The organism is Patulibacter americanus DSM 16676 (genome assembly GCF_000420025.1).
Classification (GTDB): domain Bacteria; phylum Actinomycetota; class Thermoleophilia; order Solirubrobacterales; family Solirubrobacteraceae; genus Patulibacter; species Patulibacter americanus.
In genome coordinates this window covers 637,973-651,937 of record NZ_ATUD01000001.1, presented here as the reverse complement: position 1 = coordinate 651,937, position 13,965 = coordinate 637,973, and the positions used below count along the sequence as shown (strand labels likewise).

At 74.5% G+C, this 13,965-nt stretch carries 13 protein-coding genes; 9 read left to right on the top strand and 4 right to left on the bottom strand.

Annotated elements, in window-relative coordinates; all coding sequences use genetic code 11:
• The first annotated feature begins 98 nt into the window (after window positions 1–98).
• The 5 genes from F593_RS0103145 (at window position 99) to F593_RS0103125 (ending at window position 5,454) form a co-directional block, all read left to right on the top strand.
• On the top strand, window positions 99–701 hold the full coding sequence (locus F593_RS0103145; RefSeq protein WP_022927309.1) for a sulfite oxidase-like oxidoreductase: 603 nt from the start codon (window positions 99–101) through the stop codon (window positions 699–701).
• A gap of 92 nt (window positions 702–793) precedes the next feature.
• Window positions 794–1,594 carry an FAD-binding oxidoreductase gene (locus tag F593_RS0103140; RefSeq protein WP_028721374.1) on the top strand — a complete coding sequence of 267 codons (801 nt, stop codon included), beginning with the start codon at window positions 794–796 and terminating at the stop codon, window positions 1,592–1,594.
• 145 nt (window positions 1,595–1,739) lie between these two features.
• Window positions 1,740–3,431 carry an NAD(P)/FAD-dependent oxidoreductase gene (locus F593_RS0103135; RefSeq protein WP_022927307.1) on the top strand — a complete coding sequence of 564 codons (1,692 nt, stop codon included), beginning with the start codon at window positions 1,740–1,742 and terminating at the stop codon, window positions 3,429–3,431.
• 3 nt (window positions 3,432–3,434) lie between these two features.
• A complete protein-coding gene (locus F593_RS22085; RefSeq protein ID WP_022927306.1) occupies window positions 3,435–5,099 on the top strand; it encodes a sensor histidine kinase in 1,665 nt (554 codons plus the stop codon).
• A 37-nt stretch (window positions 5,100–5,136) separates the two neighbouring features.
• On the top strand, window positions 5,137–5,454 hold the full coding sequence (locus F593_RS0103125) for a UBP-type zinc finger domain-containing protein (RefSeq protein ID WP_022927305.1): 318 nt from the start codon (window positions 5,137–5,139) through the stop codon (window positions 5,452–5,454).
• 46 nt (window positions 5,455–5,500) lie between these two features.
• Here F593_RS0103125 and F593_RS0103120 read toward each other — a convergent pair whose 3' ends face one another.
• Window positions 5,501–6,484, bottom strand: a complete 984-nt coding sequence (locus F593_RS0103120) for an aldo/keto reductase (protein WP_022927304.1) — start codon at window positions 6,482–6,484, stop codon at window positions 5,501–5,503.
• Window positions 6,485–6,670: 186 nt separating this feature from the next.
• Between F593_RS0103120 and F593_RS0103115 the strand changes: the two genes are divergently transcribed.
• Window positions 6,671–7,537 carry a formate/nitrite transporter family protein gene (locus F593_RS0103115; RefSeq protein ID WP_022927303.1) on the top strand — a complete coding sequence of 289 codons (867 nt, stop codon included), beginning with the start codon at window positions 6,671–6,673 and terminating at the stop codon, window positions 7,535–7,537.
• A gap of 17 nt (window positions 7,538–7,554) precedes the next feature.
• On the opposite strand, the gene F593_RS0103110 is transcribed toward F593_RS0103115, so the two are convergent.
• A complete protein-coding gene (locus F593_RS0103110; RefSeq protein WP_022927302.1) occupies window positions 7,555–8,124 on the bottom strand; it encodes a TetR/AcrR family transcriptional regulator in 570 nt (189 codons plus the stop codon).
• Between the two features lie 46 nt (window positions 8,125–8,170).
• Here F593_RS0103110 and F593_RS0103105 point away from each other — a divergent pair, with 46 nt between their 5' ends.
• A complete protein-coding gene (locus F593_RS0103105) occupies window positions 8,171–9,130 on the top strand; it encodes an SDR family NAD(P)-dependent oxidoreductase (protein WP_022927301.1) in 960 nt (319 codons plus the stop codon).
• Between the two features lie 68 nt (window positions 9,131–9,198).
• On the opposite strand, the gene F593_RS22080 is transcribed toward F593_RS0103105, so the two are convergent.
• On the bottom strand, window positions 9,199–10,200 hold the full coding sequence (locus tag F593_RS22080; RefSeq protein ID WP_022927300.1) for a WD40 repeat domain-containing protein: 1,002 nt from the start codon (window positions 10,198–10,200) through the stop codon (window positions 9,199–9,201).
• Window positions 10,197–11,198: a CobW family GTP-binding protein gene (locus F593_RS0103095; protein WP_022927299.1), complete on the bottom strand. Its 1,002-nt coding sequence runs from the start codon at window positions 11,196–11,198 to the stop codon at window positions 10,197–10,199. Before F593_RS0103095 ends, F593_RS22080 begins: the two co-directional genes overlap by 4 nt.
• 76 nt (window positions 11,199–11,274) lie before the next feature.
• Between F593_RS0103095 and F593_RS0103090 the strand changes: the two genes are divergently transcribed.
• Both F593_RS0103090 and F593_RS22075 read left to right on the top strand, forming a co-directional pair.
• The gene (locus F593_RS0103090) at window positions 11,275–11,637 is read left to right on the top strand and encodes an ArsR/SmtB family transcription factor (protein WP_022927298.1); all 363 of its coding nucleotides are present in this window, start codon (window positions 11,275–11,277) and stop codon (window positions 11,635–11,637) included.
• On the top strand, window positions 11,634–13,877 hold the full coding sequence (locus F593_RS22075) for a heavy metal translocating P-type ATPase (RefSeq protein ID WP_022927297.1): 2,244 nt from the start codon (window positions 11,634–11,636) through the stop codon (window positions 13,875–13,877). The genes F593_RS0103090 and F593_RS22075 overlap by 4 nt, the downstream gene beginning before the upstream one ends.
• The last annotated feature ends 88 nt before the right edge of the window (window positions 13,878–13,965 follow it).

The following is a 13,965-nucleotide window of genomic DNA, read 5'->3' as shown; positions in this document are numbered from 1 at the left end:
ATCCCGGCCGGCCGGGAGGGGGAGGACCGTCGTTCGACGGTTGCCGCGCGCAGCCCCCACGACGTACAGTCCGCGACGCAACCAAGGAGCCCTGACCCGTGCCCCCGATCACCCGTGGCTTCCGTGGCCGCCGCCCCGACGTCGATCCCTCGCGGATCCCGCCCGGGCAGCACCACGAACGAGGCTTCCCCGTTCTCACCGCCGGCCCGACGCCGCCCGTCGACACCGCGACGTGGACGTTCGACGTCGGCGGCCTCGTCGGCGCCGAGCAGGTCTTCACCTGGGAGGACCTGATGGCCCTCCCGCAGGAGACCTTCACGGTCGACATCCACTGCGTCACGACGTGGACCAAGCTCGACACGGGCTGGACCGGCGTCTCCGTCGACGAGCTGCTCAAGGACGTCGATCCGCGGTCCGAGTGGGTCACCATCCGCGCCTACGGCGGCTACACGACGAACCTGCCCCTGGCCGACCTGACCGGCGGGAAGGCGTGGGTCGTCCACACGTTCGACGGCGAGCCCCTCGAGGCTCGCCACGGCGGTCCCGCCCGGCTGCTCGTGCCGCACCTGTACTTCTGGAAGAGCGCCAAGTGGGTCCGCGGATTCACGTTCACGCCGAACGAGCAGCCGGGATTCTGGGAGCAGAACGGCTACCACCGGCGCGGCGACCCGTGGCGCGAGCAGCGGTACTGGAGCGACTGATCTCCGGTTCCGACCCCCGGACTCCGCCGCCGGCCCCGGCGGCGACCGGGTCCCCCGCACCCTCCGTCGCCCCCGGCGGCCGTCGCCCGAGCGTGGACTGGCGCATCGGCACCGTCCGCGAGACGTCCCGCGAGACGCCGCGGTCGACGACGATCGTGCTCGACGTCCCGGGCTGGCCCGGCCACCGCGCCGGCCAGCACGTCGACGTACGCCTGACGGCGGAGGACGGCTACCAGGCCCAGCGCTCGTACTCCATCGCCTCGGCGCCGGAGGATGCCGCGCTGCGGATCACGGTCGACCGGCTCGACGACGGCGAGGTCTCCCCCTTCCTCGTCGACGACGTGCTGCCCGGGGACGAGCTCGAGCTGCGCGGCCCGATCGGTGGTCCCTTCACGTGGTCCGTGGACGACGGTGGCCCGCTCCTGCTGCTGGCCGGCGGCTCCGGCGTCGTGCCCCTGATGGCGATGCTCCGCCACCGCGCGGCGCAGGGCTCCGACGTCCCCGCACGGCTCCTGCACTCCGTCCGGGCGCCCCGCGAGGCGCTCTTCCACCGCGAGCTGTTGGCCCTGAGCGGCGGCGATCCGGCCGCGCCCGGGTCCGCGTCGCTGCAGGTCGCGTGGACGTACACCCGCATGGTGCCCCCGGAGTGGACGGGCTTCGCCCGGCGCCTGGACGGCCCGATGCTCGACGCCTTCGCCGGCCCGGCCCCCGCGGCCGACGCCACCGGCCCCGCGGCCGCCATGGCTGCCGACGGCCTGTCGGCGGGGAACGGCTCGACCGAGCGGATCTTCGTCTGCGGACCGTCCCCCTTCGTGGAGACCGCGGCGTCGCTGCTCGTCGCGCGCGGCCACGCCCCCGGCCGGATCCACACGGAGCGGTTCGGGCCGTCGTGACCCGTCCTCGACGTCCCGCGCCGCGCCGCCACGGCCGGCGCAGGCCCCAGCGCCCCGAGACGCCGTCCCTGACGCGCGACCGCCCCTGACGCCCCGCCGTCCCCGCCTCACCCACACCCCCCCACGAGAGACGCACCACCGTCCGATGAGCACCCCGCAGTCGCCCCAGCGCCGCCCCGTCATCCTCGCCGTCGACGACGAGCCCACCGTCCTGGCCGCCGTCGCCCGCGACCTGCGCCGCGGGTTCGGCGAGCACTACCGGATCATGCGCGCCGGGTCCGGCCCCGAGGCGCTCGAGATCCTCGCCCAGCTGCGCACCCGCGGCGACGCCGTCGCGCTGCTCGTGGCCGACCAGCGGATGCCCGGCATGTCGGGCACGGAGTACCTCGTCGAGGCGCGCAAGATCGTCCCGGACGCCAAGCGCGTGCTGCTCACGGCCTACGCCGACACCTCGGCCGCGATCTCGGCGATCAACGACGTCGCGCTGGACTACTACCTGCTCAAGCCGTGGGATCCGCCGGAGGAGCAGCTCTACCCCGTCGTCGAGGACCTCCTGACGACGTGGGAGTCCGGCGCCGCGCTGAACGCGGGGGGCGTGCGGCTCATCGGCCACCGCTTCTCGAAGGACTCGCACGACCTGCGCGACTTCCTGGCCCGCAATCGCGTGCCGGCGCGCTGGCTCGACGTGGAGCGCGACGGCGAGGCGCGTGAGCTGCTCGGCGTGATCGGCGTGGAGACGGACTGCCTGCCCGTGGCGCTGATGGAGGACGGCTCGGTGCTCGAGCGCCCGACGATCCTCGAGCTCGCCGAGCGCCTGGGCGTGTCGAGCACCCCGACCCAGGACCACTACGACCTCGTGATCGTCGGCGGCGGTCCTGCCGGGCTCGCGGCCGCGGTCTACGGGGCGTCCGAGGGGCTGAAGACCGTGCTGGTCGAGCGCGAGGCCACGGGCGGCCAGGCCGGGCAGTCCAGCCGGATCGAGAACTACCTCGGCTTCCCCGCCGGGCTCTCGGGCTCCGATCTGGCGCGCCGCGGCACGGACCAGGCGCGCCGGCTCGGGGCCGAGCTGCTGACCGTCTCCGACGTCGTCGGCCTGCGCGCCGAGGGCGCCGGGCGGTTCGTCGAGCTGGCCTCGGGCGTCACGCTCTCGGCCACCTGCGTCGTCGTCGCCTCCGGCGTCTCGTACCGCCAGCTCGAGAGCCCGGGGTTCCCGGAGCTCACGGGCGCCGGCGTGTACTACGGCGCCGCGCTGACCGAGGCGCGTTCCTGCACCGACCAGCACGTCGTGGTCATCGGCGGCGCGAACTCCGCGGGCCAGGCGGCCGTGCACTTCGCGGAGTACGCCCGCCAGGTGACGATGCTCGTGCGCGGCCCGAACCTGGAGCGCTCCATGTCGCACTACCTCATCCAGCAGCTCGCGGACCTGCCGAACGTCGAGGTCCGGACGAACACGGTGGCCGTCTCCGCCGCCGGGGCAGACGGGCATCTGTCGACGATGACCGTCGAGGTCACGGGGGACGACGGCGCCGGCGGCAAGGTCGTCACGCAGGAGACGATGGACGTCGACGCGTGCTTCGTCTTCATCGGGGCCCGGCCGCGGACGGACTGGCTCGACGGGGTGGTCGCCCGCGACGAGCGCGGATTCATCCTGGCCGGGGCCGACGCGCAGACCGCGGGTTGGACCCAGGCGCGCGATCCGTACCTGCTCGAGACGACCGTGCCCGGCGTCTTCGTCGCCGGCGACGTCCGCGCGCGGTCGATCAAGCGCGTGGCGAGCGCCGTCGGGGAGGGCTCCATGTCGGTGTCCCTCGTCCACCAGTACCTCGTGGAGGGTTGAGCCATGGTCGAGCGCATGTCCGCCTACGGGGGCCGTATCCGGGTCCCCGACGAGCCGGTCGCCCCTCCGGAGCCGGACGGGGCGAGTGACGGCCCGGTGCCCGCGGGCAAGCCCGCCGCGCCCGACACCAGTGCGCCCAAGTGGACGATGCCGGGAGACACGAACGGCCCGGTGCCGCCGGTGACGCTCGAGGAGCTGCGCGGCATCGACCTCTTCGACGACCTCGACGACGAGCAGCTCGGCGAGTTCCTGGCGGTGGCGAAGGTCCGCCACGTCGCGGCCGGGGAGCGGCTCGCGGAGCCCGAGGGCGTGCCGATCGGCGTGCAGCTGCTGCTGCGCGGCACCACCCAGGCGTTCCTCGTCGACGGCGAGCGCTCCGAGGCCGTGGGCCGGAGCCGCGCGCCGACCTGGATGGGCGCGATCGCCGTGCTCTCCGACGCGCCCTCCGGCGTGCGGATGGTCGCCGACAGCGACTGCCGGATCGCGCTGATCCACGGCGAGAAGTTCCTCAAGCTCGCGTTCCGCCACCCCGAGGTCCACCGGCGCGTCATGCAGCAGGTGATGCCGGTGACCGCGCGAATCACCCAGATCGAGCAGGACCGCGAGCGGCTGGCCTCGCTCGGCACGATGGCCGCGGGGCTCGCCCACGAGCTCAACAATCCGGCGGCGGCCGCCCAGAGCACCGCGGCGCAGCTCGCCGACGTGCTCGACACGATCACGGCGACGTTCTCGGCGTTCGTCGACTCCGGCGTCGAGCGCGAGCAGGCCGCGGGCCTCGTGGCGCTGCACCGCGAGGCGACCGAGCGGGCCGAGGGCCGCACCGCGCTGCAGGGCCTCGACGCCGCCGACGCCGCCGACGAGCTGCAGGACCTGCTCGACGACCTGGGCGTGGCCGAGGCGTGGACGCTGGCCGAGGAGCTGGCCTCCGCGGGCGTCGACGAGGCGTGGGTGCGCCGCGTCGCCGACCTGGCGGGCCCGGCCGTGGACGCGGCGCTGCGCTGGGTCGCGGCGTCCGTGTCGGCCCGCGGGCTGGTGGCCGAGCTGCAGGAGTCCACGCGGCGGATGTCGTCCCTCGTCGGCTCCGTCAAGTCCTACGCCTACCTCGACCGGGGTGACCTCGTCGAGGTCGACATCCACGAGGGGCTCGAGACGACGCTCGCCGTCCTCGCCCACAAGCTCAAGGGCAAGGGCATCACGGTCGTCCGCGACTACGACCGCACCCTGCCCCACCTCACGATCCACGGATCGGAGATGAACCAGGTCTGGACGAACCTGCTGCACAACGCGATCCAGGCGCTGGTCGAGGCGCACGCGCAGGAGAAGGCCGAGGGCGTGAAGGGGCTGAAGGCGTCGCTCGCCGTCGCCGCCTCGACCGCGAAGGCCGGCGGGTCGATCGGCACGATCACGGTCCGCACCCGCCGCGAGGACTCCTGCGCCGTGGTCGAGATCGAGGACGACGGCCCGGGCATCCCGCCCGCGATCCGGGACCGGATCTTCGACGCCTTCTTCACCACGAAGGAGGTCGGCGAGGGCACCGGCCTCGGCCTGGCCACCGTCCGCCGGATCGTCGCCGACCGCCACGGCGGCTCGCTCTCCGTCCGCTCCTCCGTCGAGCCACCGACGGGCACCACGTTCGTCGTCCGGCTCAGCCTGCCCCACGGCGACTGAGCCGGCCCGCACCCCTGTCCCAAGAACCGGAGCTCCCATGTCCACCGCCTGCACCCACCTGGACCACGTCCACCTCGACCACCTGCCCGAGTCCGTCGCCGGCTGCGAGGACTGCCTGCGCGAGGGCACCCCGTGGCTGCACCTGCGCCTGTGCCTGGAGTGTGGGCACGTCGGCTGCTGCGACGACTCGCCGATGCGCCACGCGACCGCCCACGGGCGCGCCACGGAGCACCCCATCATCCGCTCGATCGAGCCGGGCGAGGACTGGTCCTGGTGCTTCGTCGATCAGGTCGGGCTGCGCATCGGCCGGCTGGCGGGCGAGACGCGGATCCCGCGCTCCCCGCTCGGGGGCTAGCCGGTCCGCCGCGCGGTCGGGATCGACCGGCGTCCGGCCGCGCCCCCTACCAGCGGTCGTGCACGTGCGGCCGCACCAGGCGGTCGTAGACCTCGCGCACGCCGGCGAGCTGCTCGTCCGTGAGCGGGGGTGCGGTCGCCGCCGCGGCGTTCGAGCGTGCCTGCTCGGGGTTGCGGGCGCCGGGGATGACGACGCTCACGCCGGGCTGGTCGACGATCCAGCGGATCGCGAAGCCGGCCATCGCCTCGTCCGGGCGCAGCAGGCCCTTCAGCTCGGCCACGGCCTGCAGGCCGACCTCGAAGGGCACGCCGGCGAACGTCTCGCCGACGTCGAACGCCCCTCCCGTGCGGTTGTAGTTGCGGTGGTCGTCCTCGCCGAAGGTCGTGTGCTCGTCGTACTTGCCCGAGAGCAGCCCCGAGGCGAGGGGGACACGGGCGATGATGCCCACGCCCGCCTTGCGCGCGGCCGGGAGCACCTGCCCCAGCGGCTTCTGACGGAAGCAGTTCACGATGATCTGCACCGTCGCGACGTTCGGCCGCTCGATCGCGCGCAGCGCCTCGGCGACCGTCTCGACGGACACGCCGTAGGCCGCGATGCGGCCGTCCTCGACCAGGCCGTCGAGCGCGTCGAAGACGTCGTCCTGCTCGTAGACCGGGGTGGGCGGGCAGTGGAGCTGGACGAGGTCGAGCGTGTCGACGCCGAGGTTGCGGCGCGAGCGGTCCGTCCAGGCGCGGAAGTTCTCGCGGCTGTAGTTCTCCGGGACCTGCTCGACGCGGCGGCCCATCTTCGTCGCGACCGTGACGCCGGCGTCCGGGTGCTCCTTCAGCAGCCGGCCGATGATCCGCTCGGAGCGGCCGTCGCCGTACGCGTCGGCGGTGTCGATGAACGTGACGCCCGACTCCAGCGCCGTCTCGAGCACGGCGATCGCGTCGGACTCCTCCACGTCGCCCCAGTCCGCACCGAGCTGCCAGGCCCCGAGGCCCACCACCCCGACGTCGCGTCCCGTGCGGCCCAGCGTGCGCTTCTCCATGGGCCCCACGGTACGCGGTCGGCCTGGGGGCCTTGCGTCGCGGCGCTCCGGCGGCGCCGGCCAGCGGGTGCCGGGCCGGTGCAGGTGCACGGTGGGCCGCGGCGCGCCACCGCGGCACGGGCGGCGAGGCGCCAGCAACGCGACGCCGGGGTTCCGGCCCCCATGGGCGGGGTACGCACGGAGACCATGGCGGCGAAGACCCCGAAGGAGATCGCGGCGATCGCCGCCGCGCGCGGCACGGAGAAGGCGGCGCTCCCGTGGGACAAGGCGCTCGTCTCCGGCTTCCTCGGCGGCGCCTACATCGCGTTCGCCGGGCTCCTGGCGATCACGGTCTCGGCGGGCCTGGACCCGCAGACGTGGGGCACCCTGCCGACGTTCTTCACCGGCACCGTCTTCACCCTCGGCCTGGTGCTCGTCGTGATCGCCGGCGCCGAGCTGCTCACGGGCAACATGGCGCTGCTCCCGCTCGCGCTCTACGAGCGGAAGATCCGCCTGCCGGGGGTGGCGCGGAACTTCAGCATGGTGCTGATCGGCAATTTCCTCGGCTCGATCTTCGTCGCGTACTTCCTCTCCGTGAAGACGGGGATCCTCACCGCGGAGCTCCCCCTGGCGAGGCTGGGGACGATCGCCACCGGCAAGGGGGTGACGGAGGACTCGGCCCAGATCTTCCTGCGCGCCGTGGGCTGCAACTGGCTCGTGTGCCTGGCGATCTGGATGGCGTTCGCCGCCGAGGACGTCGGGGGCAAGATCCTGGCGATCTTCTTCCCGATCATGGGCTTCGTCGCCATGGGCTTCGACCACGTCGTGGCCAACATGTTCTTCCTCCCCGCCGCGATCTTCGCCGGCGTGCCCGACATCGGCTGGGGCGACGCGCTGCACAACTTCGTCTTCGCGCTGCTCGGCAACCTCGTCGGCGGCGCCGTCTTCGTGGCCGGGACGTACTGGTACCTCTACGGTCGCGACCGCCACGACCCGGCGGCGCAGGCCGAGCCCGAGGCGGGCGCCGAGGCGGGCGGGCCGTCCCCGGCCTCGCCGAGCCGCGACCGCGCCTGAGCGGCGGCCGCCGTCTCCTACGGCACGAGCGCGCGCCGCACGACCCCGCGCAGCGCCGCGCGCCGGCGCTCGTGGCCGGCGGGGTCGTCGCCCGCGGTGGCGGCGAACGTCGCGCTGATCGGCGACCACGTCCCGGCCATCGCGATGACCAGCGCGTAGACCTCGTCCGGGGGGATGTCGTCGACGATGCGGCCCGCGGCCTGGGCGGCCCGGATCGCCTCGTGCTTCGGGTCGGCGTGCCCCGGATGGGCGGCCAGCAGCGTGCCCGACGGGACCCGCTCGAGCCGGTACCAGCTCGCCAGCCGCACGAGCTCGGGCTCGCGCAGGTACGAGTCGTACAGGGCCACGGCGTAGCCCGGCAGGTCGTCGGCGGTGAACGGGACGATGTCGACGATGCGGTGCAGCTGCCCGGCGAGGACGGCGTCGAAGAGCCCGTCCTTCGAGCCGAACCAGCCGTACATCTGCGCCTTGTTGACGCCGGCGGCCGCCGCGATCCGGTCCACGCGGGCGCCTGCGATCCCGTGCGCGGCGAACTCCGCCGTCGCGGCCTCGAGGAGGCGTTCCTTGCTGCGCTGCCCGTCTCTCACCCGGACGACACTAGAGACTAACTATCTAGTTTGTTAGGCTGGTCCCATGATCAAGACCCCGTACGACGACACGACCACCGCGGCCGAGGTGGTGCAGGGCGTCGACCTGGCCGGCCGGCGAGCGATCGTCACGGGCGGCGCCTCGGGCATCGGCATCGAGACCGCCCGGGCCCTCGCGTGCGCCGGGGCCGCGGTGACCATCGCCGTCCGCAACCTCGAGGCGGGGGAGGCCGCGGCGGCCGACATCGCCCGGACGACCGGCCGGGACGACGTCACCGTGGGTCGGGTCGACCTCGCCGACCTGTCGACGATCGACGCGTTCGTCGCCGCATGGACGGGGCCGCTCCACATCCTCGTGAACAACGCGGGTGTGATGGACACGCCCCACGGGACGACGAAGCAGGGCTGGGAGACCCAGTTCGGCACGAACCACATGGGCCACTTCGCGCTCGCCGTCGGCCTCCACGACGCGCTGAGGGAGGCCGGCGACGCCCGCATCGTCTCCGTCTCCTCCAGCGGTCACGCGTCGTCTCCGGTGGTCTTCGACGACCTCTTCTTCGCGCGGCGCCCGTACGACCCGGGCCTCGCCTACGGCCAGTCCAAGACCGCCAACAGCCTCTTCGCGGTCGAGGCGACGCGGCGGTGGGCCGCCGACGGCATCACCGCCAACGCGCTCATGCCGGGCGGGATCTGGACGCCGCTCCAGCGCCACTGGAGCCCGGAGAAGCGCCGCGCGGCCGAGGAGCAGGCGCGCGGCGCCGAGGAGGCCGGGATGTTCCGCATGAAGAGCCCGGAGCAGGGCGCGGCGACGTCCGTCTTCCTGGCGGTCTCCCCGCTGGTGGCGGGCGTCGGCGGGCGCTACTTCGAGGACTGCAACGAGGCCCCGGTCGTCGCGCGGATCGCCGGCGTCCACGGCGTGATGCCCCACGCGCTGGACCCGGACGACGCCCGGCGCCTGTGGGACGTCTCGGAGGAGCTGCTCGCCGAGGCCCGCGCCGCCGGCTGACGCAGCGCGTCGGGGCCGAACTGCACGGGGGACGGGCGTCCACCCGTCCCACCGGGCCGCCCGGCCCGTCAGGCCAGCTCGACCACCGCGAGCGTGCCGTCGGTCCCGCCGACCGCCAGCCGGCGGCCGTCGGGCGACCACGCGCCGCAGGTGAGGGCGTCCTCGATCTCCACCCCGGCCACGGGTCGGTCGTGCGGCGGGCGCCACAGCACCAGCCGGCCGTCGAAGGCGACGGTGGCCAGCAGGTCGCCGGTCGGGGCGAAGCCCACCCAGCTCACGGGCTGCTCGTGGTGGTCGAGCTCGAGCGGGCGCGATCCGGCCGGGCCGCGGCCGGCGAAGTCCCAGACCGTGACGGCCTGACCACCGCCCGTGGCCAGGAGCCGGCCGTCGGCGCGCCACGAGAGCTCCTGCACCTTCGTCTCGTAGCCCTGCATCTCGAGCTGGTTGCGGCCGCCGAGGTCCCAGAAGAGCACGGAGTCGTCCTGGTTGCCGTGGGCCAGCCGTCGGCCGTCCGGGCTGACGGCCACCGCCAGGACGGAGCCCTCCCAGCGCAGCCAGCGGTCGGTGCGCAGACCGTCGCCCTGCAGCATCCGGACACCCCCGTAGGTCCCGGCGGCCAGGCGTCCGCCGCGGGTGCTCCACGCCAGCGACGAGACCGTCGCCGGGAACGGCTTCGACGTCCCGACCGTCGCGCCGTCCTGGTCGAGCAGGTGCACCTGGCGGCCGCGAGCGACCGCCAGGCGCCGGCCGTCGGGACGCCAGGCGAGGGCCTGAGGCCAGCCCCGGCCCTCGAGCACGACCCGTCCCGCGTCGCCCAGGAGGACCACGCCGTCCTGGCCGGTCGACGCGAGGACGCCGTCCGGCGACCACGCGACGTGCGTGGCCGGCTCGCTGTGCCGCCCGACCTCGCGGACGGCGCCGTCGGCCGCGGCGAGGGTCACGACCCGGCCGTCCGCGCACGCGCCCGCGACGACGGACCCGGTGGGATCCCACGCCACGGCGCCGACCCAGTCGTCGAGGTCGGTGGAGGCGACGGCGCGCACCGTCACCTCGTCGGGCTGCACGCTCACGCCAGGCACGTGCGGAACCCGGCCTCGAGACCCGCGCGGTCGAGGTTGCGGCCGATGAACACCAGGCGGTTCGTCGGCGGCGCGGCGCCCCACGGCCGGCCGTGCTCGCCGCTGAGGAGCATGTGGACGCCCTGGAAGACCCAGGGGTCCTCCTCGCCCTGCAGGTTGACGATGCCCTTCGAGCGGAAGATGTCCTCCCCCTGCTCCTGCAGCAGGGTCGAGAGCCACTCGTGGAAGCGCTCCGCGTCGAGCTCGCCGTCCGTGGCGATCCCGACGGAGCCGACGGCGTCGTCGTGGCGGGCGGGGGAGGCCATCGGGAGCTCGCCGGTCGGCGCGGGCACGAGCGGCCGGTCGACGAGGGCGTCGTGGCGCTGCAGGTCGTAGCCGCCGATGCCCAGGACCTCCGCGATCGGGATCTCCGCGTTCTGGGCGCGGTGCACCGTCGCGACGGCGTTGAGCCCGCCGATGCGGCCCTCGAGGGCGTCGAGGTCGGCCTCGTCGACGAGGTCGGTCTTGTTCAGGACGATCACGTCGGCGAACGCGATCTGCTCCTGCACCTCGGGTGCCTCGCCCAGGTGCAGCCCGACGTGCTTGGCGTCGACGACCGTGACGACGCCGTCGAGCTGGAGCTGTCCGGCGAGCTCCTGGTCCATGAAGAACGTCTGGATGACCGGACCCGGGTCGGCGAGGCCGGTCGTCTCGATGAGGATGTGGTCGAACCGCTGCTTGCGCCGCAGGATCTGCCCGAGGATCCGGATCAGGTCGCCCCGGACGGAGCAGCAGATGCAGCCGTTGTTCATCTCGAAGACCTCCTCGTCCGTCTCGACGACGAGGTCGTGGTCGATGCTGATCTCGCCGTACTCGTTCTCGATCACGGCGATCTTGAGACCGTGCTGCTCCGTCAGGATCCGGTTGAGCAGGGTCGTCTTGCCGGAGCCGAGGAAGCCGGTGAGGACCGTCACCGGGACCTTCGCGAGTTCGGGCTCAAGGGTCGTCATGGGCTCCGAGGCTATACGGGAATGAGTCCCAACGTCGTCATCTTGCGAACATCCGCACGGTCGTTAGATTGTCGGGATGGCCGACGACGCTGCGTGCGACCTCCTCTGCCTCGACCTGCCGCGCGCCGAGGCGCTGCGCCGCGCGCGGCCGACGGACGAGGTGGCCGAGCGCGGTGCCGAGCGGGCGGCCGGGCTCGCCGACCCGACGCGCCTGGTGATCGCGCTCGCGCTGCGCGACGGCGCCGAGCTCTGCGTCTGCGACCTCTCCTGGGTCGTCGAGCGGCCGGAGAAGGCCGTCTCCCACCACGTCCGCAAGCTGCGCGCGGCGGGTCTGGTGTCCAGCCGCCGCGACGGCCGCATGGTCATGTACCGCCTGACGCCGGACGGCACGTCCCTGCTCGCGGCCCTCACCGCCCTGGACGTCGCGGTGCCCGCATGAGCCCCGGGCGCGAGTCCGCGCGGTTCGAGCTGCCGCTCGCGATCGATCCAGCCGACGGGTGCGGTTGCGGCCCGGCCGGTTCGGCGTCGGCCTGCGGTTGCGGCGCGGCGGCCACGGACGACGCGTGCTGCGCGCCGACCCCGGCCACGGCCGCCGCGTGTTGCGCCCCCGCCGTCGCCGACGTGTGCTGCGCCCCGACCCAGGCCGTCCCCGACACGTGCTGCGCCCCCGGCGCCCGCGAGGTCCCCAGCGCCCGCGCCGCGAAGGCCTCGCGTCCGGTCCTCTACGACGCGTGCGGGTGCGAGATCCCGCCGCTCGACCCCGAGGGTTCGACGCGGCTGCGCGACGTCCGCGAGATCCAGCTCGCCGCCGTCGCGGGCGTCGCGTTGGCGCTCTCGCTGCTCCTGAGCGCCTTCGGGGCACCGGGAGGCGTGTCGCTCGCCCTGCAGGGAGTGGCCATCGTCGCCGGTGGGGCGACCTTCGTCCCGGGAGCACTGCGGGGGCTCCTGGCCGGCCGGCTGTCGGTCGGGACGCTGATGATGGTCGCCGGCGCCGGGGCGATCGCGCTGGGCGAGGTCGCCGAGGCGGCCACGCTGGCGTTCCTCTTCGCCATCAGCGAGGCGCTCGAGCGCTACGCCGTCACGCGCACGCAGCGCAGCCTCCGCGCGCTCCTGGACCTCGTCCCGGACAGCGCCCGGGTGCAGCGTGGCGGCCTGGAGTTCGAGGTCGCGCCGGCCGAGCTGCGCCGCGGGGACGTGCTCGTCGTGCGCCCGGGTGAGCGGCTGGCGACGGACGGGACGATCGCCCGTGGCCGCTCCGCGCTGGACCTCGCGGCGATCACCGGGGAGTCGGTGCCGGTGGAGCTCGGGCCGGGCGACGAGGTCTTCGCCGGCGCGATCAACGGCGGGGGCGCGCTCGAGGTCGAGGTGACGGCGACCGCGGAGGACAACTCCCTCGCCCGGATCGTCCAGATCGTCGAGCAGGCCCAGGAGCGCAAGGGCTCCGGGCAGCGGCTCGCGGCCCGCGTGGCGCGGCCGCTGGTGCCCGGGGTCCTCGTGGTGGCGTTCCTCATCGCCGTCGTGGGCAGCGCGGTCTCCGGCGACCCCGCGGAGTGGATCGGACGCGCGCTCGTCGTGCTCGTGGCCGCGGCGCCCTGCGCGTTCGCGATCGCCGTCCCCGTCACCGTCGTCGCGGCGATCGGGGCCGCCACCCGCGCGGGCGTCCTCATCAAGGGGGGTGCGGCGCTCGAGGCGCTCGGCGACGTCCGGACGGTCGCGCTCGACAAGACCGGCACGCTCACCCGCAACGAGCCCTGCGTGATCGACGTGCTCCACGGCGAGCACCACGACCGGGCCGAAGTCCTGTCGCTGGCCGCTGCGCTCGAGATCCGCAGCGAGCACCCCCTGGCGCAGGCCATCCTGGCGGCGTCGCCCGACCCGGCGGCCGCCGACGACGTGCAGGCGATCCCCGGCGACGGGCTGGTCGGCGCCGTCCGGGGCGCGGCCGTGCGGCTGGGACGCCCCGGGTTCGTCGACCCGGGGCCCTGGGCGCCGCAGGTCGCGGCCCTCCAGGAGGGGGGTGCGACCGTGGTGCTCGTCGAGCACGCGGGGGAGGTCGTCGGGGCGATCGCCGTCCGTGACGAGCTGCGCGACGAGTCGCCCGCGGTGGTCGCCCAGCTCGGAGCCCACGGCGTACGGCGCGTGGCGATGCTCACCGGCGACAACGCCCGGACGGCCCGCGCGATGGCCGACGGCGCGGGCATCGCCGACGTCCACGCGGACCTGCGGCCCGAGGACAAGTCGCGGATCGTCGAGCGGCTGCGCCGGGAGGGACGCGGCACGGTCGCGATGGTCGGCGACGGCATCAACGACGCCCCGGCGCTGGCGAGCGCCGACGTCGGGATCGCGATGGGCGCCATGGGCAGCGACGTCGCGATCGAGACCGCGGACGTCGCGCTCCTCGGCGACGACCTGCGCGCGCTCCCGCGCACGATCGGGCACGCCCGGCGGGCCAACCGGATCATGCGCCAGAACCTCGCGCTCTCGGGCGCGATCCTCGTGATCCTCGTGCCCCTCGCGGCGACCGGGGTCCTGGGCCTGGCCGCCGTCGTGTCGATCCACGAGCTCGCCGAGGTGCTCGTGATCGCCAACGGCGTGCGCGCCGCCCGCTGGCCGCGGTCGACGACGGACGAGGAGCCCCGGCGGGTGGGGACGCTGCGGCCCACGGTGACCGCCGCCTGAGGCCGAGGCCCCGGCCTGCGTGGGCGGAACGGTGCCCGCGGGCCCGCGCCGAACGCGTGCCGGGGCCGCGTCGAAGGGTGACGAGCGC

Coding starts and splice junctions, on each gene's coding strand:
- F593_RS22075 (WP_022927297.1), top strand. CDS start 11,634: ATGAGCCCCGGGCGCGAGTCCGCGCGGTTCGAGCTGCCGCTCGCGATC.
- F593_RS0103115 (WP_022927303.1), top strand. CDS start 6,671: ATGGCGGCGAAGACCCCGAAGGAGATCGCGGCGATCGCCGCCGCGCGC.
- F593_RS0103125 (WP_022927305.1), top strand. CDS start 5,137: ATGTCCACCGCCTGCACCCACCTGGACCACGTCCACCTCGACCACCTG.
- F593_RS0103095 (WP_022927299.1), bottom strand. CDS start 11,198: ATGACGACCCTTGAGCCCGAACTCGCGAAGGTCCCGGTGACGGTCCTC.
- F593_RS0103120 (WP_022927304.1), bottom strand. CDS start 6,484: ATGGAGAAGCGCACGCTGGGCCGCACGGGACGCGACGTCGGGGTGGTG.
- F593_RS0103135 (WP_022927307.1), top strand. CDS start 1,740: ATGAGCACCCCGCAGTCGCCCCAGCGCCGCCCCGTCATCCTCGCCGTC.
- F593_RS0103090 (WP_022927298.1), top strand. CDS start 11,275: ATGGCCGACGACGCTGCGTGCGACCTCCTCTGCCTCGACCTGCCGCGC.
- F593_RS0103105 (WP_022927301.1), top strand. CDS start 8,171: ATGATCAAGACCCCGTACGACGACACGACCACCGCGGCCGAGGTGGTG.
- F593_RS22085 (WP_022927306.1), top strand. CDS start 3,435: ATGGTCGAGCGCATGTCCGCCTACGGGGGCCGTATCCGGGTCCCCGAC.